Annotated in this window: 25 protein-coding genes, 1 pseudogene and 1 riboswitch; of the genes and pseudogenes, 12 read left to right on the top strand and 14 right to left on the bottom strand. The window is 69.1% G+C overall.

The features are described 5' to 3' along the window. Together ON41_RS19120 and ON41_RS19115 are read left to right on the top strand one after the other, a co-directional pair. On the top strand, positions 1-544 hold a 544-nt coding region (locus tag ON41_RS19120), incomplete at its 5' end, for a cytochrome P450 (protein WP_040749015.1). Between the two features lie 23 nt (positions 545-567). Beyond that, positions 568-1,404, top strand: coding sequence for a mycofactocin-coupled SDR family oxidoreductase (locus ON41_RS19115; RefSeq protein WP_040749014.1), 837 nt, complete (start codon positions 568-570; stop codon positions 1,402-1,404). Between the two features lie 53 nt (positions 1,405-1,457). On the opposite strand, the gene ON41_RS19110 is transcribed toward ON41_RS19115, so the two are convergent. Continuing rightward, positions 1,458-2,783, bottom strand: a complete 1,326-nt coding sequence (locus tag ON41_RS19110; protein WP_083905460.1) for a lipase family protein — start codon at positions 2,781-2,783, stop codon at positions 1,458-1,460. Positions 2,784-2,895: 112 nt separating this feature from the next. Beyond that, a complete protein-coding gene (locus ON41_RS19105; RefSeq protein WP_063709907.1) occupies positions 2,896-3,567 on the bottom strand; it encodes a TetR/AcrR family transcriptional regulator in 672 nt (223 codons plus the stop codon). 191 nt (positions 3,568-3,758) lie between these two features. Between ON41_RS19105 and ON41_RS43095 the strand changes: the two genes are divergently transcribed. Further along, positions 3,759-5,351 carry a GMC oxidoreductase gene (locus tag ON41_RS43095; protein WP_040749013.1) on the top strand — a complete coding sequence of 531 codons (1,593 nt, stop codon included), beginning with the start codon at positions 3,759-3,761 and terminating at the stop codon, positions 5,349-5,351. A 29-nt stretch (positions 5,352-5,380) separates the two neighbouring features. Here ON41_RS43095 and ON41_RS40375 read toward each other — a convergent pair. The 3 genes and pseudogenes from ON41_RS40375 to ON41_RS19085 all read right to left on the bottom strand — a co-directional run. Continuing rightward, a pseudogene (locus ON41_RS40375) lies at positions 5,381-6,304 on the bottom strand (AraC family transcriptional regulator); the annotation flags it as partial. Positions 6,305-6,566: 262 nt separating this feature from the next. Further along, positions 6,567-6,890, bottom strand: a complete 324-nt coding sequence (locus ON41_RS19090) for a hypothetical protein (protein WP_157185535.1) — start codon at positions 6,888-6,890, stop codon at positions 6,567-6,569. Between the two features lie 163 nt (positions 6,891-7,053). Then, positions 7,054-7,368, bottom strand: a complete 315-nt coding sequence (locus ON41_RS19085) for a DMT family transporter (RefSeq protein ID WP_040749011.1) — start codon at positions 7,366-7,368, stop codon at positions 7,054-7,056. 10 nt (positions 7,369-7,378) lie between these two features. Next, positions 7,379-7,442, bottom strand: a riboswitch (guanidine-III (ykkC-III) riboswitch). A 242-nt stretch (positions 7,443-7,684) separates the two neighbouring features. Between ON41_RS19085 and ON41_RS19080 the strand changes: the two genes are divergently transcribed. After that, positions 7,685-8,776 carry a fatty acid desaturase family protein gene (locus ON41_RS19080; protein WP_246829557.1) on the top strand — a complete coding sequence of 364 codons (1,092 nt, stop codon included), beginning with the start codon at positions 7,685-7,687 and terminating at the stop codon, positions 8,774-8,776. Between the two features lie 4 nt (positions 8,777-8,780). Here the strand turns inward: ON41_RS19080 and ON41_RS19075 are convergent, their stop codons facing one another. The 3 genes from ON41_RS19075 to ON41_RS19065 form a co-directional block, all read right to left on the bottom strand. After that, entirely contained in the window at positions 8,781-10,307 is a 1,527-nt protein-coding gene (locus tag ON41_RS19075; protein ID WP_040749010.1) for a substrate-binding domain-containing protein, read from the bottom strand. Positions 10,308-10,433: 126 nt separating this feature from the next. Further along, positions 10,434-12,875: a phosphoketolase family protein gene (locus ON41_RS19070; protein WP_373281351.1), complete on the bottom strand. Its 2,442-nt coding sequence runs from the start codon at positions 12,873-12,875 to the stop codon at positions 10,434-10,436. A 115-nt stretch (positions 12,876-12,990) separates the two neighbouring features. Beyond that, positions 12,991-14,214 carry a PepSY-associated TM helix domain-containing protein gene (locus tag ON41_RS19065; protein ID WP_063709906.1) on the bottom strand — a complete coding sequence of 408 codons (1,224 nt, stop codon included), beginning with the start codon at positions 14,212-14,214 and terminating at the stop codon, positions 12,991-12,993. Between the two features lie 142 nt (positions 14,215-14,356). On the opposite strand from ON41_RS19065, the gene ON41_RS19060 reads away from it, so the two are divergent. After that, on the top strand, positions 14,357-15,001 hold the full coding sequence (locus tag ON41_RS19060; protein ID WP_040749007.1) for a dihydrofolate reductase family protein: 645 nt from the start codon (positions 14,357-14,359) through the stop codon (positions 14,999-15,001). A gap of 15 nt (positions 15,002-15,016) precedes the next feature. Here ON41_RS19060 and ON41_RS19055 read toward each other — a convergent pair whose 3' ends face one another. Beyond that, positions 15,017-15,217 carry a hypothetical protein gene (locus ON41_RS19055; RefSeq protein WP_040749006.1) on the bottom strand — a complete coding sequence of 67 codons (201 nt, stop codon included), beginning with the start codon at positions 15,215-15,217 and terminating at the stop codon, positions 15,017-15,019. Between the two features lie 210 nt (positions 15,218-15,427). Here ON41_RS19055 and ON41_RS19050 point away from each other — a divergent pair, with 210 nt between their 5' ends. The 5 genes from ON41_RS19050 to ON41_RS19030 all read left to right on the top strand — a co-directional run bounded on the left by ON41_RS19050 (position 15,428) and on the right by ON41_RS19030 (position 20,256). Then, positions 15,428-16,339, top strand: coding sequence for a TauD/TfdA dioxygenase family protein (locus tag ON41_RS19050; RefSeq protein ID WP_040749005.1), 912 nt, complete (start codon positions 15,428-15,430; stop codon positions 16,337-16,339). 266 nt (positions 16,340-16,605) lie between these two features. Further along, positions 16,606-17,250 (top strand): ABC transporter permease, encoded by a 645-nt coding sequence (locus tag ON41_RS19045; RefSeq protein ID WP_040749004.1) that lies wholly within the window; start codon positions 16,606-16,608, stop codon positions 17,248-17,250. Beyond that, positions 17,247-18,551 carry an ATP-binding cassette domain-containing protein gene (locus ON41_RS19040; protein WP_040749003.1) on the top strand — a complete coding sequence of 435 codons (1,305 nt, stop codon included), beginning with the start codon at positions 17,247-17,249 and terminating at the stop codon, positions 18,549-18,551. The genes ON41_RS19045 and ON41_RS19040 overlap by 4 nt, the downstream gene beginning before the upstream one ends. Then, positions 18,548-19,285, top strand: a complete 738-nt coding sequence (locus tag ON41_RS19035) for an ABC transporter permease (protein WP_040749002.1) — start codon at positions 18,548-18,550, stop codon at positions 19,283-19,285. The genes ON41_RS19040 and ON41_RS19035 overlap by 4 nt, the downstream gene beginning before the upstream one ends. Beyond that, a complete protein-coding gene (locus tag ON41_RS19030) occupies positions 19,282-20,256 on the top strand; it encodes a glycine betaine ABC transporter substrate-binding protein (protein WP_040749001.1) in 975 nt (324 codons plus the stop codon). The genes ON41_RS19035 and ON41_RS19030 overlap by 4 nt, the downstream gene beginning before the upstream one ends. A 7-nt stretch (positions 20,257-20,263) precedes the next feature. Here the strand turns inward: ON41_RS19030 and ON41_RS19025 are convergent, their stop codons facing one another. Beyond that, positions 20,264-21,160 carry a LysR family transcriptional regulator gene (locus ON41_RS19025; RefSeq protein ID WP_040749000.1) on the bottom strand — a complete coding sequence of 299 codons (897 nt, stop codon included), beginning with the start codon at positions 21,158-21,160 and terminating at the stop codon, positions 20,264-20,266. A 138-nt stretch (positions 21,161-21,298) separates the two neighbouring features. Here ON41_RS19025 and ON41_RS19020 point away from each other — a divergent pair, with 138 nt between their 5' ends. Beyond that, positions 21,299-22,195, top strand: coding sequence for an SDR family oxidoreductase (locus tag ON41_RS19020; RefSeq protein WP_040748999.1), 897 nt, complete (start codon positions 21,299-21,301; stop codon positions 22,193-22,195). 21 nt (positions 22,196-22,216) lie between these two features. Continuing rightward, a complete protein-coding gene (locus ON41_RS19015; RefSeq protein WP_040748998.1) occupies positions 22,217-22,582 on the top strand; it encodes a darcynin family protein in 366 nt (121 codons plus the stop codon). Positions 22,583-22,597: 15 nt separating this feature from the next. On the opposite strand, the gene ON41_RS19010 is transcribed toward ON41_RS19015, so the two are convergent. From ON41_RS19010 to ON41_RS18995, 4 genes are all read right to left on the bottom strand, one after another. After that, a complete protein-coding gene (locus ON41_RS19010; RefSeq protein WP_040748997.1) occupies positions 22,598-22,795 on the bottom strand; it encodes a hypothetical protein in 198 nt (65 codons plus the stop codon). A gap of 124 nt (positions 22,796-22,919) precedes the next feature. Next, complete coding sequence (locus ON41_RS19005; protein ID WP_040748996.1) at positions 22,920-23,381, bottom strand: PPOX class F420-dependent oxidoreductase; 462 nt, start codon at positions 23,379-23,381, stop codon at positions 22,920-22,922. Between the two features lie 19 nt (positions 23,382-23,400). Next, on the bottom strand, positions 23,401-24,273 hold the full coding sequence (locus tag ON41_RS19000) for an LLM class F420-dependent oxidoreductase (RefSeq protein ID WP_040748995.1): 873 nt from the start codon (positions 24,271-24,273) through the stop codon (positions 23,401-23,403). A 67-nt stretch (positions 24,274-24,340) separates the two neighbouring features. After that, on the bottom strand, positions 24,341-24,907 hold the full coding sequence (locus ON41_RS18995; protein WP_051161871.1) for a DUF2165 domain-containing protein: 567 nt from the start codon (positions 24,905-24,907) through the stop codon (positions 24,341-24,343). Positions 24,908-24,984: the final 77 nt, after the last annotated feature.

Here is a 24,984-nt window from a genome sequence, read left to right as displayed (position 1 = left end):
GTCGGCGACATTCCTGTTCGCCGCGGGGCAGGAGACGACGGCCAAACTCCTGAGCGCGTCGCTGCGCATCCTGGGCGATCACCCCGACGTGCAGCGGCAGTTGCGCGAGGACCGCAGCAAGATTCCGGCGTTCGTCGAGGAGACGCTGCGGATGGACGCTCCGGTCAAGAGCGGCTTCCGGCTGGCGACGCGCGCGACGACGGTCGGCGACGTCGATATCCCCGTGGGCTCGACGGTGATGTTCTGCCCCGGCGCGGCCAACCGCGACCCGCGCCGCTTCGAGCAGCCGCACGAATTCCGCTTGGACCGCAAGAACTTCCGCGAGCACATGGCGTTCGGGCGCGGCGTGCACACCTGCCCCGGCAGCCCGCTGGCACGGGCCGAGGGACGCATCTCGATCGAGCGGATCCTGGACCGGATGCTCGACATCACCATCGACGAGGAGCGCCACGGCCCCGCCGGGGAACGCCGCTACGACTACGAGCCCACCTACATCCTGCGCGGGCTGTCCAACCTGCACATCAACTTCACTCCCCATCCCTGAGCGCTAGGAATCGAGGTAACCCCATGTCCGGACGGGTAGAAGGAAAGGTCGCATTCATCACCGGTGCGGCCCGCGGCCAGGGCCGCAGCCATGCCGTGCGATTGGCACAGGAGGGCGCGGACATCATCGCGGTCGACGTGTGCAAGCCGGTCAGCGGCACCGACCTGATCCCGGCGTCCACGCCCGACGATCTGGCCGAAACCGCCGATCTGGTCAAGGGACTCGGCCGCCGCATCGTGACCACCGAGGTCGACGTCCGCGACTTCGGCGCGCTGAAGGCCGCCGTGGACAGCGGCGTGGAGGAACTGGGCCGGCTGGATATCGTCGTCGCCAATGCCGGTATCGGCAACGGCGGCGAGACGCTGGACAAGACCAGTGAAGAAGACTGGCAGACGATGCTCGACATCAACCTGGGCGGCGTCTGGAAGGCGGCGAAAGCCGGTGTGCCGCACCTGAAGGCGGCGGGCGGCGGCTCGATCGTGCTGACCAGTTCGGTGGGCGGGCTCAAGGCCTACCCGAACACCGGCCACTACGTCGCCGCCAAGCACGGCGTGGTCGGCCTGATGCGCGCCTTCGCCGTCGAACTCGGCGAGCACTCCATCCGGGTCAACTCGGTGCACCCCACCAACGTGAACACCCCGATGTTCATGAACGAGGGCACCATGAAGCTGTTCCGCCCCGACCTGGAGAAGCCCACCAAGGAGGACTTCGAGCCGGTGGCCAAGTTCATGCACGTCCTGCCCATCGGCTGGGTAGAGCCGGTCGACATCAGCAACGCGGTGCTGTATTTGGCCTCGGACGAGTCGCGGTACGTCACCGGGGTCACGCTGCCGGTGGATGGCGGCAGCCTGCTGAAGTAGCGCGGCGCACGGAGGGGGGCCCTGCCAAAAGCATGCAGGGCCCTCTAGGCGCTTCAGTCGAAAGTGCACCCCGGCACCGGCTTGTCGGCGAGGCGATCCATCAAATAAGACACAGCGTTGTTGGTGCCGAAGCCGTCGATCAGTTCGGGGCCGAAGTGATTCCCGAATACCGTGCCCGGGGCGATCGGGGGGAGCGGGTTGCTGCGGAAGGTGACCGTGGCGCCTGCTGCGCACCAGTCGTCGGCGAGTTGGCGGGCCTGCTTGTAGGGGATGGTGTCGTCGTTGATGCCGCTCGTCACAAAGACGGGCGCAGACGGGCGCAGGGTGCCGATCCGCTGGTCCGCCAAGATCTTCTCCGCCTCGGGGATCTCGCGCATGTGGTCGATGAGCGGCCGGTGGTCGGCGGTGAAGTCCGTGGTGCGGGCGAAGGGGTGTTTGACGATGACGTCGGCGATGCACTCGTTCGAGAGTTCGCCGAGCAGCGCCCGGCCGCTGGGGGACGTCCGCTGGTCCAGCACCCCGCGCAGGTCCGGGTAGCGATCGACGAAACCGTTGAGCGCGAAGCCGATCGCGGCGCCGATGAGATTGCCGTCGATACCGCCGATCACCGCGCCCAGATCGGCGGGCGGCGCCCCGGCCCAGGTGCCCTTGAGATCCAGTTCCGGCGCGTAGTCGGGCTGCAACTCCGCGGCGGCCGCGGTGGCGCCGCCGCCCTGCGAGTACCCCCAGAACGCCACCGGCGTCGCCGGTCCGCTCCCGGAGAGGTTGTTCGCGGCGCGGGCGGCGTCGAGGACGGCGTGGGCCTCCTCGACGCGGTTGGTGTAGGTGTGGATGCCGGGGGTGCCCATGCCGATGTAGTCGGTGATGAAGACGCGGGCGCCGAGTGAATTCCAGGCGAGGGCCGACACCGCCTCCTGATTCGCGGACAGGCTCAGCTGCGCCGGATCGGCGTACACGCCCGCCGAGATCGCCTTCGACACCGCGCACTGGTCGCCCTGCCCGACCGTGCCCGGGGCGATGACGATGGTCGGGCGCGGGCCGGAACCCTGCCAGGGATGGTTCGCGTCGAGGAAGACGCCCGATACCGGCACCGCGTCGCCGTTCTGGGTGCGCGAGGTGTACATGACCCGTTGCGCGGCCGCCGGCCACTGCCCGTTCGCGCCGGGCGGCACGGTGAGGACCGGCACCGGCTCGGTCTTGACGATCGAGCCCGGTTCGGCGGCGAATTGTGCGGGCGGAGTGTAGAAATCGGCCGCGTTCGCGACGCCCGCGGACAGGCAGCTCGCCGCAGCGGCGGTGCACAGCGCCAGGGTCAGCGCCGGGATGCGCGCGGTCCGGCGGGCGGGTGCCGGGGGAATTCGACGGCGGGGTGCCTGCATGATCATCCTTCTCTGCGGAATCTGGTCTAGCCACCGGATCCGGGCCGTACCAGACGGTAACACAGTTACTCAGACGATCCGCCGAGGTCGTCGCCGTGAGATCTCACAGCGATCAGGTCCCGCTCGTTGTTCCCGGTCCCGGGTCGTAGGGCGAGATGAACGAGGGCCGCAGCACCAGCGTCTGCGCGGCGCCGTTCTGGCGCTGGGCCTGCGCGGGCGCGGCGAAAGGTTCGTTGTTGGTGGTCAGCCGGTAGACGATCCGGTCCAACGCGGGCAGGATATCGGTGATCTCGATGGCACCGGCGGCGAACCGGCCGATCAGCGAGTGCACCATATTGGTCAGCACCAGGCCGATGTCGGCGACGTACTCCGGGTCCAGGCGCGCCAGCAGGTCGCTGGCCGCCGGAAGGATCGCGTCGAAGCCCTGGGCGTCGAGCCGCTGCGCGGCCTGGCCGGTGCGGGTCAGGTAGTACGCCTCCAGCATGCTCGGATGTCGTTCCCAGGGCTCGAATACGTAGCGCAGCATGCGCATGATCCCGTGCCGCAGCGTCTCGTCGGCGGGCGCCGGGGGCATCTCGGTGTAGGTGTTGGTGGCCATCCAGTGCTCGACGGCGGTGAGGATCAGTTCGTCCCGGGTCGGGTACAGCTTGTAGACCGTCGTCAGCGACACGCGCGCGCGGCGGGCGACTTCGCGCAGTTGGACGGCCTCGTAGCCGTCGGACTCGAGTAATGCCAGCACCGTGTCGATGATCTTCGCCGCCGTGTCCCGGCCCGTCCTGTCCACCTGCTAACAGTAACGTAGTTATTTCAGTAACCAGATTACTGTTCGGCCCCGGAAATCCTTGACAGTCGTGTTCTACGGTGTCTAGTTTCGAAAAGCCCCAGGGTCCACCACTTTCGCCGACGCAGAGCGTGCGTGCCCTGCCCCCGGTCGCACCGGCTGGGGCGTTTCCGTCCGTGGTCTGGAGGTCAGTCGTGCCCGCTTTCACCCGTCGTACCTTTCTTGCCGGCGCCGCCGTGGCGGGAGCGGGGGTGGCGGCGGGTCCGGCCGTCGCGCGGGCGGGTATCGGGGCGGGCGCGGGCAGAATTCGGGCCGTCCGCGAGGACCACCGGGTCATCGTGATCGGCTCGGGCTTCGGCGGCGGCGTGACCGCGCTGCGCCTGGCCGAGGCGGGGGTTCCGGTGACGGTCCTGGAGCGCGGGCTGCGGTGGCCGACCGGGCCGAACGCCGAGACGTTCCCGCACGCGACCTCTCCCGACAAGCGCATCCTCTGGTACGGATCCGCGCCGCGGCTGTTCGGCGCGCCGCTCGCCTTCGAGCCCTATGCCGGACTCGTCGAGGCGGTGGCGGGCGAGAATATGACGGCCCTGTGTGCGGCCGGCGTGGGCGGCGGATCGCTGGTGTACCAAGGCATGTCGCTGCAACCGGCCGAGGACGTGTTCAATACGCATCTGCCGCAGGACCTCGATTGGCAGACGATGAACCGCGTCCACTACCCGCGCGTCGCGCGCATGCTGCAACTCGCCGTCGCCCCGGACGAACTGATCGACGCGCCGAATTACCGGGCCGCGCGGGTGTTCGCCGACCATGTGCGGCGCGCCGGGCTGCCGCTGTCGAAGATCCCGATGCCGATCGACTGGAACTACGCGCTCGACGAGTTGCAGGGCCGGATGAAACCCTCCTACACCAACGGCGACGGTGCGATGGGGGTGAACAACGGCGGTAAACATTCGGTCGACGTCACCTACCTCGCCGCGGCCGAGGCGACCGGACGCGTGTCGGTGGAGCCGCTGCACCGTGTCACCGATATCGAGCGGGCGAAGGACGGCCGGTGGACCGTCTACGTCGACCGGACCGACGCCTCGGGCACGGTGATGGAGAACAAGATTCTCACCACCGGGGCGCTGGTGATGGCGGCCGGCAGTCTCAACACCACCAAACTGCTCGTGCGCGCCGCGGCGAAGGGGCAGATCCCCGACCTGCCGGAGGCGCTGGGCGGCGGCTGGGGCACCAACGCCGACCGCATCTACGCGTGGACCTGCCTCGATGACACCGTCGGCGCGGCGCAGGGCGGGCCCGTCGTCTACGGCAGCCTGAACTGGTCGGATCCCGCCGCGGCCACCACCGTCATCCAAGCGTCGATCCCGCCGCTGCAAGTCGACCCGCGCAGCACCATGATGGTCGGGTACGGCGTCAGCGACGCGCGCGGCCGGTTCGTCTACGACTCGGCCACCGACGAGGCCCGGCTGCACTGGCCCGGCGAGGGCGACTCGGTCGCCCAGAACGGCCATATCGGCCCGCTGGTGGAGCGTATCGCGGGTTCGGCGAGCGTCCTGACCGACACCAACGCCGTCTTCCCGTCGACCTGGCATCCGCTGGGCGGCGCGAATATGGGCTCGGTCTGCGATCTCGAGGGCCGGGTGCTCGGACAGCGCGGTCTCTACGTACTCGACGGCGCGCTCGTCCCGGGCACCGCCGCCGCCTGCAACCCGTCCATGACCATCGCCGCGGTCGCCGAACGGGCGCTCGACCGGCTGGTGCCCGAGGACGTCGGCACGATCATCTGATCGGAGTCCAGCGCCGCCTGCCGCCACTCGCGCGGCGTCATGCCGTAGGCGGAGCGGAAGCGGCGGGCGAAATGGGAGGGGTCGCGGAACCCGCACTGCTGGGCGATCGTGGCGATGGGCCGGTCCCGCAGTCGCGGGCTGGCGAGCGCGCGGCGCACCCGGTCCAGGCGGCGTTCGATGATCCACTGCTGCGGGCTGAGATCGGCTCGGGCGCACAGCTTGTAGAGGTAGCGCACGGAGATGTGGTGGGCCCGTGCGAGATCGGCGGGGCCGAGATCCGGATCGGCCAGATGGCGGTGGATGTACTCGCCGATCTGATCGAGCAGGAGATCGGCCGGCAGCGTCGTGGCGTCGCCGGGGCCGCCCGCGGCCGAGATGAGCAGCGCGCGCACCATGGTCACGCAGCCGCCGCCGAAGTCCCGCGTCCCCGGATCGGTCTCGAGGAGGTCGGCGATCGGGGCCGTGAGCGCGATGTGGTTGGCGACGAGGCGATACAGCGGACTCGCGGCCAGCCGGTCGGCGGCGCGGCGGACGGTCTCGGCGGGGAGTTCCAGCTGGTCCAGCGGCACGTGCAGGCCCATGATCTCGCCGCCGCACCAGTCGGCCACGTACGGCCGGTTCAGATCGGCCACGCACAGCCGCCCGGGGCCGATCTCGTGCCGGTCGTCGTCCTGCGACCAGCGCATCCTGCCGGTCGGCGAGACGATCATCAGCAATTGCGGCGACGGCGCGGCATGGACCAGATCGGGCGTGCGCGTGAAGCGATACCCGCCCATCCGCGCCCGGACCAGGGTGGCGTCACCGAACCGCCACTCCTCGACGCGGCCGTGCACCGGGCCGCCGGGATCGGCCAGGACGATGTGGGCGGGGGCGGAGGCTTGCTGGAGGGCGCAGGCGACCAGGTCGGCCCGGTCGCGGGCGGCTACCGTCGAGGTATCGAGGAGGACAGCCATATCGCACTCTCTTCATGATCGATCACCGTGCGGCCGAACGGTTTTCGAGATCAACGACGCATCGTGCACCGTGAGCCGGGTGCGGGTGCGCGGCGAGTCGATCCGGGCCCGCCCGGGCCGGTTACGGTGGGGCGGGTAGGTGCCGCAGTAGGAGCCACGAGGTGGCACCTACCCGCCGGATGAGGTTTCTCCGGTTCGGGCGTACTCCCCGTCCGGTTGCGCGGATCGCCAGCGTCGCCGATCCGCGCAGGGCGCGGAGGGCTCACCGTCGTGGCCCGGATCGTCCGGGGCGTGTGCCGCGTGTGGCGATGAGCAGCACCGCCAGGCCGGTCCCGTGGACGAGACGGTCGAGATCGTCGACCGTCTCGTCGACCACGGCCCGGGCAGAGCGGATCTCGGCTGTGGCCGCCTGCGGGACCGCGAGTATGACCCGCAGTGTGTGCAGGCGCAGCCCGACGTCGAATACGCCGCGGACCAGCCGATCACTGGCATCGGTGAAGGCGGCGAGGTCGCCGGACAGCCGTCCGGAGTCGACGAGGCCGCCCGGCACGCGTGCGTCGAACGGAAAATGACCGATATCTGCCATGACCTACTCCGTGAGGTCAGGCGGTATCACTGGGGAGCCGCCAGTTTGTCTTCTTGTTTGTTTTCTTGTCTTCGCAACAGTGCGTCCCATTCTAGGGCGTCGCCGTCGTCTGAGACGACTCCAAAAAGCCTGCTTGACAAGAGATTTCGAGAGTTCCGTCGGATCATCCGACGAGCTTCAGGCCGACGACGCACAGGACGATGCCCGCGAGCATGGCCGTTTTGAGCAGAGTGATCGACTCGGCGCCGGTGGCCATGGCGTAGCCGACGGTCAGCACCGCGCCGATACCCACCCACACCGCGTAGGAGGTTCCGACCGGCAGCTCCCGCATGGCGTAGGCCAGCCCCGCCATACTGGAGACGAGCCCGCCCGCGAATACGAGGGTGGGGACGAGCCGGGTGAAACCGGCCGACTTTCCGAGCGCGGTGGCCCAGACGGCCTCCAGCACACCGGACAGGACAAGGACGAGCCACGACATGACACACCTCCGTGGCCGTCTTGTCGCGGTCCGGGTACGGCTCCCTCGTCCGGTGCCCCATGGCCGGGGTCCCGCCTCCACGATGGCAAAGAGTCGCTGGTCACGGCAAGGCATACGGCGGTGAGTTCGGTCTCCGGGGTCACCGGCCGTGTCGGGGAGGTGTTAGACGTTCGTTCATCTGGTAGATGTGTCGTCGCGGGATCCTGTGGTCGACTTGTGCGGTCCGCGACCAACCCCTCGAACAGAACGGCAGGCGTGCGTGACAGTGGAGAATCCGACGGATCGAGTAGGACTGCGATCCGGTTCGGGGGTGGGTGTGACGACGATCGAGCCACGGGGGAGTGAGTACGCGGAGCTGATGCGGCGGGTACGCCAGGCCGGTCTGCTGCGTCGCCGGGTGCCGTTCTACATCCGGGCGTTCGCGATCGCCGGGGGAGTGTGGCTCGCCGGGTGGGCCGTGTTCGTGGCGCTCGGCGACTCGTGGTGGCAGCTGGCGGTCGCGCCGGTGCTGGCCGCGGTGTTCGCCCAGGGCGCGTTCCTGGGACACGACGCCGGGCACCGGCAGATCTTCCGCACCCGCCGGGCGAACTACCTGGCGGGGCTGGTCGCGGGCAATCTCGCCATCGGCGTCAGCATCGGGTGGTGGACCAGCAATCACAACCGCCACCACGCCCACCCCAATACCGAGGACGCCGATCCGGACATCATGGGCGTGCTGGCACACTCCGGGCAGCGGGCCGGAGCGGGGCGGGGGTTGCGCCGGCTGATCTTCCGCTACCAGGCGTGGCTGTTCTTCCCGATGCTGCTGCTGGAGGGCTGGAGCCTGCACGCCGCGAGCGTCAAGGCGGTACTGCGGTGGCCGATCCGGCACCGGGTCCTGGAGGGCGCGACGCTGGCCGTGCACTTCGCCGGATATCTCGCGCTGGTGTTCGCGGTGCTGTCGCCGGGGAAGGCGCTGGTGTTCATCGTGGTGCACCAGGGGCTGTTCGGCCTGTACATGGGCTGCACCTTCGCCCCCAATCACAAGGGTATGGAGGTGTTCACCGACGGCGAGCGGGTCGACTTCCTGCGGCGGCAGGTGCTCACGGCCCGCAACGTGCGCGGCGGCCTGCTGGTCGATATCGCGCTGGGCGGACTGAACTATCAGATCGAACACCACCTGTTCCCGGCCATGCCGCGCGCCAGCCTGCGCGCGGCCCAACCGCTGGTCGCCGGGTTCTGCGCCGAGCGGGGCGTGGCATACAGCGAGACGACCCTGCTGGAGTCCTACTCCCAGGCGATGCGCCACCTGAACGAGGTCGGCAAGGCCACCCGGACCTCCGAGCTGCGGCTCGTCGCGATATCCGATCCGGCCGCCGTGGACCTGCCGGATATCCGGGTCCGCGACGAGGTGCCCGCGCGCCGGTGACCGGTCAGTGCAGCGGGCTGCACGCCGCGGGCTGGGCGACCTCGCCGCAGGGCGTATCGCCGTGCGAACGGACGATGTCCTTCCCGGCGCGGTCGGTGAGATAGCGCAGGAACGCCGCGGCCAGCGAGTCGTAGGGCAGTTCGCCCTTGCTGTAGGCGTATTCGACGCCCCAGAAGGCGTAGTCACCGGCGACGGCCGCGTCCCGACCGGGCCGATGCCCGTCGATGCCGATCGCGACGGTTCCCGCGGCGTGGGCGGTCTCGGAATAGGCGGCGTAGCCGACCGCGCCCGGGATGTCGGCGACCGCCCTGAGCATGTCGCGGGTCAGCGGCACCTCGCAGGCCGAGGCGCCGGGCGGATCGGTGACCTGCAGGGTGCGGCAACCGGCCTGCGGCAGTGTCACATTCCCGCCGTCGAGCAGCCGCTGCTGGAAGGTCTCGCGGGTGCCGGAACCGAGCGCGCGGCTGATCACCCGCACCGGCCGGTCGGGTCCGCCGACCTCACTCCAGTTGCCGACGCGACCCTGGTACAGCGCCCGGATCTGATCCCGGGTGAGATCGCGGACACCGAGGTCGGCGTGCACGATCACCGCGAACACCGCCATGGCCAGCGGTCGCGCGACCAGGTCGGGATAGCCCACGCCCTTGGGCCCGTCGGTCACCACGAGCAGGCCCGGATTGTCGCCGCCCTCCTCGTCGACGCGGGTCAGGCCCCGCTCGCTGCCGTCGAAGGCGAAGGCGAAACCCGCTCCGGGACAATCCTTCCGGTAGGCCGCCGCGGCGTCGCGGACCACCGGTTCGAAGGCCGACGAGCCGACCACGGTAAGCGAGCCGGCGACGCAGTCCGGGGCGGGCGGCTTGTCGTCGAGCAGGTAGACCACGAACTGCACCACGATCACCACAACCAGGAACCCGATGAATCCCAGTACGGTCCGGGACAGGCCGGTCCGGCTGCGGGTCGCGGCGACCCGCCCGCCCTTGAGCTTGCCGTGCAGGACGGGTTCCGGCGGGACGCCGTCGCCGTCGGTGCGCTGCAGGATGGCGAGGACCTTGTAGTGGTCGCGCCGGTTCATCGGCACCTTGGGCAGATCGATGACACCGATGTGATGGGCCGTGTCCTCGGCGGCGTCGATGCCCCGCCCGGGCTCGAGATGGTCGCCGAGGGCCCGCTCGCTGAGTTCGGTGACCGCCATGCCGATCACCCGGCGGCGCGGGAAATGCAGGTGCAGCCCGACCGGCCCGTCGGGCATCGCGTAGTCGGTGCTGTCGATATCGGTGACGCCGTTGTTCTCGATGCGGACGAGCACGACCGACAGGTCCGTCAGCTCCGCCCCCGGATCGCCGTCCCCGGGCCGCATCTGGGTCAGCACTCCGGGGAAGGCCGACTCGACCTCCCCGGTCACGGGGGTATCCATCTGGACGCGGTAGCCGAGCTGCTTGCGCCGGATCACCACGAATTCCCACAGGAAGGCGACCAGCGAGACCGCGAGCGCGACGAGCGGTAGTCCTATCTGGATCAGATAGCTGTCCACCTGGCTGGTATCCCCCGATTACGTTGGCTGACCCTCCATGCTCGGCGCACCCGGATAACCGGTCCAGTGGTGAGATCCAGTGTTGGGCAACAGTTCACCGGCGGGACAATTCGCACCGCCCGGCGGTCAGGACCACGTCCACTCGGTGACCGCCGGGATGTCCTCGCCGTGCGTGCGGGTCCAGGTGCGGGCTCGCAGGCGGGCGTCGGCCATATCCTGGCGCAGCCCGGCGGCGCGTTCGCGCAGCTGCGGCACCCGGTCGATGACGTCGATGACCAGGTGGTAGCGGTCGAGGTCGTTGAGCATGACCATGTCGAACGGCGTGGTCGTGGTGCCGCGCTCCTTGTACCCGCGCACATGCATGCCTGCGTGGTTGGTGCGGCGGTAGGTGAGGCGGTGGATCAGCCACGGGTAGCCGTGGAAGGCGAAGACGACCGGCCGGTCCGCGGTGAACAGCGTGTCGAATTCGCTGTCGGACAACCCGTGCGGATGCTGATCGTTCGGCAGCAGGCGCATGAGGTCGACGACGTTGATCAGGCGGACCCGCAGCTCGGGCAGCTCGCGGCGCAGAATCGACGCCGCCGCAAGGGTTTCCAGCGTCGGCACGTCGCCCGCGCAGGCCAGCACGACATCGGGGGAGGTGCCGGGATCGTCGCGGTGGCAGGCCCACTGCCAGATGCCGATGCCGCGGGCGCAGTGCACGGCGGCGTCGTCGGCCGAGAGCCAGTCGGGCTGCGGCTGTTTGCCCGCGACCACCACGTTGACGTAGTGGCGCGAGCGCAGGCAGTGGTCGTAGGTGGACAGCAGGGTGTTGGCGTCCGGCGGCAGGTAGACGCGGATGATCTCGGGTTTCTTGTTCAGGACGACGTCGAGGAAGCCCGGGTCCTGATGGGTGAAGCCGTTGTGGTCCTGCCGCCACACGTGTGAGGACAGCAGATAGTTGAGGCTGGCGATGGGCTGCCGCCACGGGACGGCCGCGCTGGCGTCGAGCCATTTGGCGTGCTGGTTGAACATGGCGTCGACGATGTGGATGAAGGCCTCGTAGCAGGTGAATACGCCGTGCCTGCCCGTGAGTAGGTAGCCCTCCAGCAGGCCCTGGCACATGTGCTCCGACAGCACCTCGACCACGCGCCCGGTGCGGTCCAGGCCCGTGTCGTACTTGCCGATTTCGGCCTGCCAGTTGCGGCCGGTGACGTCGAGGATGTCCTGCAACCGGTTGCTGGCGAGTTCGTCGGGGGCGAAGGTGAGGAAGGTGTCGGGATTGGCCGCCGTCACGTCGCGCAGCCAGGCGCCGAGGACCCGGGTGGCCTCGTGGCTGCTCGCGCCCGGTGCGGCGACGTCCACGCCGTAGCGGGTCCAGTCCGGCAGCCGCAGGTCGCGCAGCAGGACGCCGCCGTTGGCGACGGGGTTGGCGCTCATCCGCCGATCGCCGTCCGGAACCAGTTGCCGCAGTTGCTTGTTCGGTGATCCGTCGGTGTCGAACAGGTCGTCAGGGCGGTAGGAGCGCAGCCACTCCTCGAGGACGGCGCGGTGGCGGGCGTCGGTGCGCGCGGCGGGCAGCGGCACCTGATGGGCGCGGAACGTCCCCTCCACCGGTTCGCCGTCGACGGCCGGCGGGCAGGTCCAGCCCTTCGGGGTGCGGAGCACGATCATCGGCCAGGCCGGCCGCTCGTCGAGGCCCTCCGCGCGGGCCGCCCGCTGGATGGCGGCGATGCGGTCCAGGCTGCGGTCGACGGCGGCGGCCATCTCCTGGTGGACCGCGCCGGGATCGCTGCCCGCGACGACGATCGGGTCGTAACCGTAACCGCGCAGCAGCGACAGCAGCTCCGGCTCCGGAATGCGGGCCAGGATGGTCGGATTGGCGATCTTGTACTCGTTGAGCGCCAGGACGGGCAGCACCGCGCCGTCACGCCCCGGGTTGAGGAACTTGTTGGCGTGCCAGCTGCCCGCCAGCGGACCGGTCTCCGCCTCGCCGTCGCCGATCACGCAGAACACGGTCAGATCGGGGTGGTCCAGGGCCGCGCCGTAGGCGTGCAGCAGCGAGTACCCCAGCTCGCCGCCCTCGTGGATCGACCCCGGCGTCTCGGGCGCGCAGTGGCTCGGCACGCCGCCGGGGAAGGAGAACTGGTGGAACAGCGCCCGCATGCCGGCCGCGTCGCGCGGGATGTCGCTGTAGCGCTCGGAGTAGGTGCCCTCGAGCCACGCGCAGGCATTGGGACCGGGCCCGCCGTGACCCGGTCCGGCGATGAACAGCGCGTCCAGATCGCGCCGCAGGATGGCCCGGTTCGCGTGCACCCACACCAGATTCAGCCCGGGGACCGTCCCGAAGTGCCCGAGGAGGCGGGGTTTGATGTGCTCGGGGGCCAGCGGCTCGGTGAGCAGGGGGTTGTCCATCAGATAGATCTGCCCGACCGCCAGATAGTTCGCGGCCCGCCACCACGCGTCGATCGTCTCGAGATCGCCGCGGTCGAGCGGGCCGGGAACGTCCCCGAGCGAGTAGGGGACGGGCGCCGTGGTCTCGCCGCCGCCGACGGTGACGTTGTCGGACGAGGTATCGCTGAGGGTCACGTCTCTCACCTTTCGCATCGAGCAACGAGGGGCAGATCCGTTTCCACCTCACCGTACCCAGTGCGGGGTGCCTACGGTCACCGGTGCGGACATTCGGCGAGCGTCGGGGTGATCATCAGGCCCGGCGTTTTCTCGTCCGCCGCCGGAACAACCAGGTGGAGACTCCGGTGATGCCGAGGGCGAGGGGCGTCAGGCCGAAGGCCAGCCAGATCACCCGCCACCGGCCGTCGACGAGCCAGCCGAAGTGCGCGGGTTCGAAGACCTTGGCGTAGAAGGTGTTCGCCAGCGGCCGGTCGTGGGCGGCATCGACCACCTTGGTATCGGTGGCATCGCGGGCATTGACGTAGACCAGGACGTCCCCGCTGTAGAACGCGCGATGCTCGCGGGGGGAGTAGGCCCCGGCGACGGAGGCGCGATAGTACGGGGCCGCCTCGGTCGGGAGCAGCGTGTAGGCGATGCGCCCCGAAACCTCGCGGCGCACGGTCGCCTCGGCGTCGGTGAGGGAGATCCGCGGCGCGTTCTCCTCCGCCGCCCGCGGCCGGAAGACGTCCTGCGGCGGGTGGAGATTCGTATCACCACCGGTCGCGCCCAGCCACACCTGCTCGACCGCGTGCCATTCGAAGGCGGTCCCGGTGATGCCCCACATCAGGAGGAACGGCACGGCGAGGATGCCGAGGACGTCGTGCAGATCGCGATCCCGCGCGAAGCGGCCCTTGCTCAGCCGCACCCGGAACCCGTGGCGCAGGCGCGTCAGCGACGGCCACCAGACGATCGCCCCGGACACCGCGAGCAGGACCAGTAGCAGCCCCATGACGACGAGAATACTTGCGGCCCAAGTGATTCCGATCAACGGCGGCTGATTGTTCAGGACCGGAATCGCCCCCGAGAACCGCAGGCAGCCGAACGCGCAGTCGTGCAGGTTGACCAGCCAGCCGAGCACCCCGTCGCCGAGATCGATCCGCTCGTTGAGCGCCCCGGTAGCCGGGTCCACCGAGTACGCGGCCGTGTACTCCCGGTCGCCGACCACGAGCACGCCGCCGTCCGAGCCCACCCAGCCGATATCGAATCCGGGATCGGCGGCCCGCACCAGCGTGACGGCATCCTCGGCGTCGGCCACCGGCGAACCCTCGGTGTGCCGGTAGAACGTCGCGTGCTGGGCCCGGAACAGTTCGGCGTGATAGAGCAGGATCGCCCCCGACGTGCACTGCACCACCAGGACCAGTCCGAGTATCAGCGCCGACCAGCGATGCGCCACGATCAACCCGCGCCGCACCGGTTTCCGTGCCCGCCTGCGCGTCCGCACGGCCCTGGGCTCGCTCCGCTCCCGCACCGCTGTCATAAGGTTAGGCTAACTTAATCGCCGCCTGGCCAACCTTCCCCGCAGTGAGACGCCGTCGTCGACGACCGTGACCGGTTGTATTCGGCAACCGGTGGCAGTACAGTTCTTGACTGATTGCAGAATGCAACCAGAAAGGGATCCGATGGCGCAGCGCGTGCGTGTTCAGAACTTCACCCTCTCCCGCGACGGGTACGGCGCGGGGGAGGAACAGAGCCTCGAGCGGCCGTTCGGGCATGCCGACCCGGCCGCGCTGATGTACTGGGCCGGCGCGACCGCGCACTGGGTCAACCGGACCGATCCCGGGGGCAGCTACGGGCTCGACGACTACATCGTCCGCGACTACGCCACCAATATCGGCGCGGAGATCATGGGGCGCAACAAGTTCGGGCCGCAGCGCGGGCCGTGGGAGAACTACGACTGGCAGGGCTGGTGGGGCGACGAACCCCCGTTCCACACGCCGGTATTCGTGCTCACCCACCATGTGCGGCCGTCGTTCACGCTGGGGGAGACCACCTTCCATTTCCTCGACGCCTCCCCGCAGGACGCGCTGAAGCAGGCGTTCGAGGCCGCCGACGGCAAGGATGTGCGCATCGGCGGCGGTGTGGCCACGTACCGGGCGTTCCTCGACGCCGGCCTCGTCGACGAACTGCACATCGTCGAGGCGCCGGTGGAACTCGGCAGGGGCGAACGGTTCTGGAAGGACCCCGCCGAACTGGAGGACCGCTACCACCACGAGCGGATCCCCAGCCCGAGCGGCGTCGTCCACCATTTCTTCTGGCGGCGGTGAGGCTGCGGGCCGCGATTACGGGCTGGGCTGTGGAAGCTCGCAATTGCCCAGATGCGGATTGACGCCCATGTAGTTGAGGGGCCCCGCGAGGATCGTCAGGCTGATATTGCCGAAGGACGCGCAGGTGATGGGGCCACTGTCGAAGTAGTGGCGTTGCGCCGCGGCGATGAATCCGATGATCAGCCAGATCACGAGAATTACGCTTCCGGTCTTCATGGCAGCCTCGCATCGCCGTTCCGGTTTGGGTCGATTGTCCCATCACGAGCCCTCGGTTCCGGTGAATTCGGCGGATCACCCGGTGTGTCCGGTTGCACGGCGCGCCGCGCGGGACGGGAGTTTCGATCCGGGTGACCGTAATGCTGGTCTCGCGGGAGTGCGGGTGGTTTCCTCGATCTCCGATCGTCCGGTTCGAGGAAAGGCCCTGATATGTCCGTCCTGCGAGTGGTCAAGCTCGGCGCCCACATCGGCGCGCGGATCGAGGGCGTGCGGCTCGGCGGCGACCTGGACGCGGAGACCGTCGAGGCCGTCCGCGCCGCGCTGCACGAGCACAAGGTGATCTTCTTCCAGGGCCAGCACCACCTGACCGAGGACGGCCAGTACGCATTCGCCGAACTGCTCGGCACCCCGACCAACCCGCACCCGACCGTCACCTCGGCGGGCGTGAAGAGCCTCGCCATCGATTCGCACCAGGGACGTTCCAACAGCTGGCACACCGACGTCACCTTCGTCGACCGGGTGCCGAAGGCGTCGATCCTGCGCGCGGTCACGCTGCCCTCCTACGGCGGCTCCACCACCTGGGCTTCCACGGTCGCCGCCTACAACTCGCTGCCCGACCCGCTCAAGCGGCTCGCCGAGAGCCTGCGCGCCCGGCACACCAACCAGTACGACTACTCCGCCACCGCCGAGGACCGCGTCGCCCGCGACACCGCGGCCTACCGGGGCGAATTCGAGTCCACCTACTACGAGACCGAACACCCCGTCGTGGAGGTGCACCCCGAGACCGGCGAGCGCGCCCTGCTGCTCGGGAACTTCGCGCAGCGGATCGTGGGCCTGCCCGGCAGCGAGTCGCGGGCGCTGTTCCGGCTGTTCCAGGACCGGGTCACCCGCCTCGAGCACACCACCCGCTGGAACTGGTCGCTCGGCGACGTCGCCATCTGGGACAACCGCGCCACCCAGCACTACGCCATCGATGATTACGACGGCGCCGAGCACCGCAAGCTCACCCGCATCACGCTGGCGGGGGAGATTCCCGTCGGCGTCGACGGCGTGCCCAGCACGGTGATCTCCGGCGACGCCACGCACTACTCGGCTGCTGAATCTCTACCGCGGGCCGCGTAGCCGCCGTCCACACCCGGCGGCGCGGGACGAGAACGCGGAAATCGTCCGGCGGGCCGCATTGAATTCCGCATGAGCGAAACTGTGGCTACCCGTGCTCCGAGTCGCCGCGCTGCCGGTAGCGGCCGAAAACGGCCCTTTTGCCGCGTGATCCGGGCGCCTGCCCGCCGCGCGTCACCCAGCCGGATCGCGTGCTGTCGATTAGCCTGTGACGACTCGCACATCCGGTGGCCACGCGCGGACAAGGACCGGCTGACGATGGGAATCCCGTGAATCTATGGAGTTACGTCCGAGGGCGGGGGGACACCCTCGCGTTCCTCATGTATCAGCATGCGTCCCTGGCATTTCAGACCGTTCTGGTGGGCACGGTCGTCGCCGTACTCGTCGCGGTGGCCGTCTATCGGACGCCGCTGCTGTCCCAGCTCACGCTGACGTCGAGCCGTGTCGCGCTGACGATCCCGTCGCTGGCCCTGCTGGCGCTGCTGCTGGTGCCGTTCGGGCTCGGCGTCGTCCCGTCGTTCGTCATGCTGGCGTTCTTCGCGGCCCTGCCGGTCATCGGTAACGCGATCGTGGGCCTGCGGTCGGTGCCCGCCACGGTCGTCGAATCCGCCCGGGGCATCGGCTTCTCGCGCTGGCGGATCCTGCTGACCGTGGAACTGCCGATCGCGTGGCCGGTGATCCTCACCGGCATCCGGGTGTCCACCCAGATGATCGTCGGCGTCGCCGCCATCGTCGCCTATGTCCTCGGGCCGGGGCTGGGATCGCTGATCTTCAACGGCCTCTCCCGGCTCGGCGGCGCGAACGCGCTCGAGATGGCACTGACCGGAACCATTCTCATCGTCATCGTCGCGCTGGTATTCGACGCACTTCTCGTCCTGCTCGGACGCCTCACGATCGCAAAGGGACTCTCATGACCGATGCTGTGACCAGCAGCCCCGCCCCGGCGGCGCCCGAGCGCAAGGTGACCGGGGCGGCTATTCGCCTGGACTCGGTCGTCAAACGGTATCGGGGGCAGGCGAAGCCGGCCGTCGAGCGGCTGGATCTCGAGATCGAGGCGGGGGATATCGTCGCCTTTGTCGGACCGTCGGGCTGCGGCAAGACGACCACGCTCAAGATGATCAACCGCCTGATCGAGCCGACCGAGGGCCGGATCTTCATCGGCGGCCGCGATGTCACCCGCGAGGATCCCGACGAACTGCGGCAGTCCATCGGCTACGTCATCCAGTCTGGCGGCCTGTTCCCGCACTGGTCGGTCGCGAAGAATGTCGGCGCCATCCCGCGCGTGCTCGGATGGGACAAGAAGCGGATCGCCGAACGCACCGAATACCTGCTGGACCTGGTCGGGCTCGACCCCGGCACCTTCGCCGACCGGCTGCCCAAGGATATGTCCGGCGGCCAGCAGCAGCGCGTCGGCGTGGCCCGCGCCCTGGCCGCCGACCCGCCCGTGCTGCTCATGGACGAGCCGTTCGGCGCGGTCGACCCGATCACCCGGGTTCGCCTGCAGGACAGCCTGATCGGCATCCAGCACGAACTCGGCAAGACCATCGTGGTCGTCACGCACGATTTCGAGGAGGCCACCAAACTCGGCGACAAGGTGCTCATCCTGTCCGAGGGCGGCCACATCGAGCAGTACGCGGCCCCCGAGGAGATCCTCACCAACCCGGCCACGCCGTTCGTCGAGGAATTCGTCGGATCGGGCGCGAAACTGGCGTATCTGACCGTGCAGCGGGTGCGCGACGTCGAGACCGACGACGTCGTCACCGCCCGCATCGGCGAGCCGTCGCCGGCCGTGATCCAGCGCGCGAAGGCCGCCGGGCACAGCTGGGTCGTGGTCGTCGACACTGCCGGCCGGCCGCGGTCGTGGCCCACGCTCGGGGAGCTGGAGAGCAAGCCGGAGGTGTCGGACTACCTCGATCGCCGGCTGCCGGTCGTCGCGCGGTCCTCGACGCTGAACGACGCGCTCGACGCCATGCTCGCCGCCAGCCAGGGCGCCACCCTCGTGACCGACGGCCGCGGGGCGGTCGTCGGCTCGCTGAGCATCGATGCGGTGACGGAGACGATCCGGACCAAACTCGACGATGTGCGGGCCGGGGACGGGGACGACTCCTACGAAACCTATGTCGACGGAACCGATCCCGCGCCCACCCCGATCGTGGCCGCGGAGGGCGAGATCCCGGCGGGCGAGGCGGATCCCGGATCGGGCGGGCAGTCGTGAAGCGCCTGCGCCGCCTGCCGATGGACGTCTGGTTCGAACCGCTGATCATCGTCGTCATCGGCATCGGCTACATCCTCTGGTACCGGTCGACGACGTTCACCGCGACCGAACAGGCGTCCCTCGCCTGGGACAACCTGCAGACCACGATCCTCTCGCACATCAAGCTGACCGTGGTCGCCACGCTCATCGTGGTGGTGGTCGCGATCCCGCTGGGCATCGCGCTGACCCGGCCCTCGATCAAGCGGTTCGAGCCGCTCGCGGTCAATATCGCCAATATCGGCCAGGCCGCGCCCGCGGTCGGCCTGCTGGTGCTGTTCACCTTCTGGCTCGGCACCGGATTCCGCACGGCGATCGTCGGTCTCGTCGTGTACGCGATCCTGCCGATCCTGCAGAACACGATCGTGGGGCTGCGGCAGGTCGATCAGCGCACGATCGAGGCGGCGCGCGGCATCGGCTTCTCCGGCGCCCGCACACTGATCCAGGTCGAACTGCCCCTGGCGGTGCCGGTGATCCTCAACGGCGTGCGCACGGCGCTGGTCATCCTGGTCGGCACCGCGACGCTGAGCACGTTCATCGGCGCGACCAGTCTCGGCACGCTGATCACCACCGGCGTCACGCTGTTCCTGCCGAAACTGCTCGTCTCCGGCGCGATCCTGGTCGGCCTGCTGGCATTGACCATCGACTGGCTCGGCAGGCTCGTCGAACTGGCCGCGACCCCGCGAGGTATCTCATGATTCGAGCGCGCACCCTGCTGTCCGCCCTCTTCATGACAGCGTCCCTGCTCGCCGGGTGTGGTCTGGTGAGTTCGTCCGGGACCTTCCACGAGGCGTCCCTGCCGAGCGGCGAACGCCCGTTGGACGGCGCGAAACTGGTGGTGACGTCGAAGAGTTTCACCGAGGGCGTCCTGCTGGGCAAGATCACCGCGACCTATCTCGCCGCGGCGGGCGCGAAGGTCACCGACCTGACCGGGGCCCCGGGCTCGGCGTCCTCGCGGCAGGCCCAGCTCAACGGCGACGCCGACGTGCTCTGGGAGTACACCGGCACCGGATGGGTCAACTACCACAGCGAGACCGAGACTATCTCCGATCCGCACGAACTCTGGCAGCGCGTCCACGATATCGAGAAGCGCGATTACGACCTGGAGTGGCTGCCGCCGGCCAACTTCGACGACACCTACGCCTTCGGCGCCTCGACCCCGACCGCCGAACGCCTGAAGGTGAAGTCGCTGTCGGATGTGGCCGCGCTCCCGGTGCGCGACCGGACGTTCTGCGTGGACGACGAATTCTTCAGCCGCTCCGACGGTTTCATCCCGATGCTGCAGAAATACGGTATCCCCTACAACGATCCGAACGGGGTGCCGTCGGGCAATGTGACCCGCATGGACGCCGGTGTCGTTTACACGGCCACCGCCAAGGGCGCCCCCTGCAATTTCGGCATGGTCTACACCACCGACGGCCGGGTCAAGAATCTGAAGCTGGTCGTCCTCGACGACGACCGGAAGTTCTTCCTGCCCTACAGCGGTACGGCGGTCGTACGCGGCGCGGTCCTCGAGAGCAACCCGCAGCTGGCGCCCCTGATCGCGACGATCTCCCAGCACCTCACCAACGACCTGATGCAGGACCTGAACGGCCGCGTCGACATCGACGGCGAGGATCCCTCCGACGTCGCCTACGACTGGCTGAAGAGCGAGGGGCTGATCAAGTAGCCGGGCGTCAGCGGATGGCGTCGCGAATCGTATCGCGCAGCCAGCGCTGTGCCGGATCGGCATCGAGCCGGGCGTGCCAGAGCAGGCGCACGCCGACCTCCGGAAGGGTCGCCGGGATGGGGAACCAGCGGATGCCGAGGGTGGGGCCGTACTGCTCGGCCAGGCGCTGGGGGACGAGCCCGACGTAACCGCTGGACGAGACCAGGAGTGCGGCGACCGCGAAGGTGGGGACGACGGCGGCGACGTGGCGACGCAGGCCGGCATCGTCCAGGACGTCGTCGAGCGGGCCCCGCGCGCGCCCGCGGCGGGACGCCGAGACGTGTGGATGGCGGCACAGCTGGGCGAGGGAGGGCTTGCGGTGGCGGCCGAGCGGATGGTCGTCGCGGACGATGCCGACCACCTCCTCCTGGTAGAGCGCCGCTGACCGGATATCGGGGGCGGTGATCTCGCCCGCACCGATGTCCAGATCCACCGAACCGTCACGCAGCGCCTCGGTGCTCTCGGTGCCCTCCGCGACGAAACGCAGTGTCACGCCCGGAGCGACGGCGGATGTGGCCTCCACCGCCGCCGTCGCCAGCGTCGCGGCCACGCCGTCGTTGATGCGGATCGTGAAGGTGCGGTCGAGGTCGGCCGGGGAGATCTCGCGGTCGACGCTGATCAACGCCGCCGCCTCGTCGAGCAGGGACCGCACGCGCGGCGCGGTGCGCAGCGCGAACGGAGTCGGTGCCAGCCCGCGTCCGGCACGCACCAGGACCGGATCGTTCATGGCCCGGCGCAGGCGGCCCAGGGCCCGGCTGGTCGCCGGGATGGACAGGTGCAGTCGTTCGGCGGCCGCCGTGACGCTGCCTTCCCGCAGTAATGCGTCGAAGACGCGGAGCAGGTTCAGATCGAGCTGGTCGGACATAGTTGCACTATACGCAAGTGACTGTTGCCGAAGTTGCGTCGCGCGAAGGCCATGCAGGTCCATACCGTCGGGGGCATGGCATTCACTGTTCCGAACCAGGGCCGCGCCGCGGCACCGCGGACTCACGAAGGAGTAGCTATGCACGTATTCGTCACGGGAGCGACCGGGTGGATCGGCTCGTCCGTCGTCGACCACCTGCTGGACGCCGGGCATCGGGTGACCGGGCTCGCTCGGTCGGATGCGTCCGCCGCCGCGCTCGAGCGGAAGGGGGCCCAGGTGCTGCGCGGGGATCTCGTCAACCTCGACAGCATCCGTTCGGGCGCTGCCGGTTCCGATGCTGTCGTTCATCTCGCCAACAAGCACGATTTCGCGAACGCTGCTGCCACCAACCAGGCCGAGCGCGGCGCTGTGCGGGCTGTCGGCGAAGTCCTCGCGGGTTCGGGGCAGCCGTTCGTGGTGGCCTCCGGGCTGTTGTCGGTCGCTCCCGACCGCGAGGCCACCGAGCAGGACCCGTCGCCGTTCCACGGTGTCGACTCCGCGCGTGGTGGGAGCGAGAACCTCGCCCTCGAGCTCGTGGGGAACGGCGTCGGCACGATCGTCGCGCGCTTCGCGCCGAGCGTTCACGGCGAGGGGGACCGGGGATTCGTGGCCGGACTGGTGGCGACCGCCCGCGCCACCGGCATCTCGGCTTATATCGACGCGGGCGACAACCGCTGGGCGGCGATCCATCGCAGCGACGCCGGGCGCGTGGTGCGGCTCGCGTTGGAGAAACAGCTCGCGCCGGGCACGATCGTGCACGCCGTCGCCGAGAACGGCCGCACCACGCGCGAGATCGCCGAGGTGATCGGCCGTGGGCTCGGCCTGCCGGTCGATTCCGTTCCCGCCGACCGGGCGGACGCGCACTTCGGCTGGCTGAGCCGGTTCTTCGGCACCGGTATGGCCGCTACGAGCGAAGCCACCCGCGCGCTCCTGGACTGGAAACCCAACGGCCCCAGCCTCGTCGAGGATCTCGACGGCGGCTCTTACTACCGCTGACCGAACCGGAAGGGAAATATCATGTCCCCCCAACCTTTCGACGCCGCCGTGACGGCGTTCATGCTGGTGAAGACGAACCCCGAGTGGCTGGCCCTGTCGGTGGACCAGCGGATCGCGGCATTCGAAGCCGAGGTTCTCCCCGCGATCGAGGGCAAGGTCGAAGGCGTGCGATCACGCTTCTACGACACGGAGTTCTACTCCGCCCGTGTGACCGACGTGTGGGTCTGGGAGGCCCGCGACCACACCGCCTATCAGCTCCTCATCGAGGCCCTGCGCGAAACCGCGTTCTGGGACCGGTATTTCGAGATCGTCGACCTGCTGGTGGGTGTAGAGAACGGGTACGCGAAGAACTACAACCTGGACCCGGTCGCCACCATCGAGGTGTGAGCACCCCGTCCCCATTCAGCCCCTCCCGAACTCGCACCGCACCACTTCCGATGCCGCCGTGAGCCGATACCCGAACGCCTGCCACAGCGAACCGTCCGAAACCCGTTGCAGGGTATAGCGATTCTTGCCGTAGCAGGCCCGGGATACCGTCGACAGCGGCGCCTTGCCGACCAATAGATAGGGGTGCTGCCCGATGCGCAAGGTGTGGTCCATGATCCTGTTCGCCCCTCTCGGTCTCCGGTCGTGCTCTCGTCCGGGACATACCGTCCCAAGACGCGACTGAAGGCAGCCTGAAGCGACCTGAAGGCGAACTCAGAAACCACCCGGCGGACTCGGCTCAGTCGGCGAGTTCGGGCGGGAAGCCGCCGGTGGCGACCGGTCCCCATCGCTCGATCTCGATGCGCAGCAACGATTTCCCCTGTTTCGCCATGGCCTCCCGGTACTCGGCCCAGTCGGGATGCTCGCCCGCGATGCCGCGGTAGTAGTCGACCAGGCCGTCGAGGGCATCGGGCATGTCCAGGACCTCGGCGCGGCCGTCGACCTGCACGTAGGGACCGTTCCAGTCGTCGGACAGCACGCAGATCGATACCGCGGGCTCGCGCCGCGCGTTGCGGACCTTGGCGCGGGCCGGGTAGGTCGATACGACGATGCGGCCCTCGGAATCGAGACCGCAGGTCACCGGCGACAGCTGCGGACGGCCGTCGGCGCGGGTGGTGACCAGGACGCCGCGGTGGCGAGTGCGCAGGAATTCCAGCAGGTCCGCTCGTTCGACCGCGTCGGCGGTGGCGATACGGGGCAAGGTCGGGCTCCTCTCGGGGTCAGAGTTCGGCGAGCTGCGGGACGGTCGGCGCCATACCCTCGATCCACGCCGCCGGCGATCCGGTGGTGGGGGTGACGAGGGCCGCCTGGATGCCCAGTTTCGCGTAATCGGCCATGGCCCGGACGAATTCGTCGCGCGTGTCGGGCGTGGGCCGCGGGTTGTTGGCGATGATGGTCTTGCGGATGGTGTCGTAGTCGCGGCCCACATCGTCGCAGTGCCGTCGCAGCACGCCGAGTTTGTGCTCGATGTCGGCGGGCGAGGAACCGAACAGATTGCAGGCGTCGCCGTACTGCGCCACCAGCCGCAGCGTCTTGCGCTCGCCGCCGCCGCCGATGAGCACCTTGGGCCGGTGGATCGGCTGGGGCGAGCACAGTGTCTCGGCGAGCTGGTAGTACTTCCCGTCGAAGGGACCGTTGTCGGCCGGATCCCACATCTGCGCGCAGATGCGCAGTGCCTCCTCCAGCCGCTCGAAGCGCTCGGCGATCGGCGGGAACGGCACGCCGAGCCCGTGGTGTTCGCGATCGAACCACGCCGCGCCGATACCCAGCGTCGCGCGGCCGCCCGACAGCACGTCGAGGGTGGTCACGATCTTGGCGAGCAGGCCCGGATGCCGATAGGTCACGCCCGTGACCAGCAGGCCCAGGTCGATGGTCGAGGTGTGCGCGGCCAGGTAGCCGAGCGTGGTGTAGCCCTCCAGCATGTTCGACTCCGCCGGCAGGCCGGTCGGCTCGATCTGGAAGAAGTGGTCCATGAACGACAGCCAGGTCGCGCCGGACGCCTCCGCCGCCGCTCCGACCCGGGCCAGCTCACCGGCGATGGCGGTCGTGCCGCCGTCGATATCGAAAATCGGAAGATGAAAGCCGAGTTCCATCGATGGTCTCCCGTTGCTCGTGTCGACTGTGTCGACCCGAACGCTACGACCTGGAGCAAACTCCAGGTCAAGTACTCGCGGGCTGCTCGTCCTCCTTCGCCGCGGTATCGACGCGGGCGGGCAGGTGGACCAGGATCAGGCCGATCGAGGCGAGGATGACGTTCTGCAGGGCGGCCGAGGAGGCGTTCACCTGCTTGTTCGCCCACATGCGGAACCATTCGCCGCCGATGGTCAGGAAGCCGCCGGCGAACAGCAGGACGGCCATGACCCAGCCGAGGCTCGACAACCGCGCCGCCGCGGTGATCCTGGCCGGATTACGGCCCGCCAGGCCCCGCCAGCCCGCGGTCGCCCCGGCGAGCAGCGCCACCGCCGTGAGCGCCTCCCAGGCGACGACCAGGATGTAGGCGATCAGGAGCACCGTGCCGTTGGTGATCGCGCGCCAGTCGGTCGCGGGATGGTGGATCGTGGCGTGCATCGACAGCACCGCCTCCACACCGCGTCGATTGGTATCGGTATCGATGCAGTTGGTGAGGGCGACGATCAGGTAGTACACCCCGGTGATCGTCGCGAGGACCGTCACCGCCGCTTCCCGGCTTCCCGCCACCTCGAGAAATCGCTTACCGCTGAGACTCATTCGCTCCACCTAGGTCGACCGGCACTGCCTGCGAGACTGCCGCATAGTACGCGAGACGCGGAGCCGGGCCGTCCGGT

This window comes from Nocardia transvalensis NBRC 15921, from assembly GCF_000308875.1.
In the GTDB taxonomy this organism is placed as follows: Bacteria; Actinomycetota; Actinomycetes; order Mycobacteriales; family Mycobacteriaceae; genus Nocardia; species Nocardia transvalensis.
The sequence above is the reverse complement of the archived record's forward strand: the minus strand, read 5'-3'. Positions and strand labels throughout refer to the sequence as shown.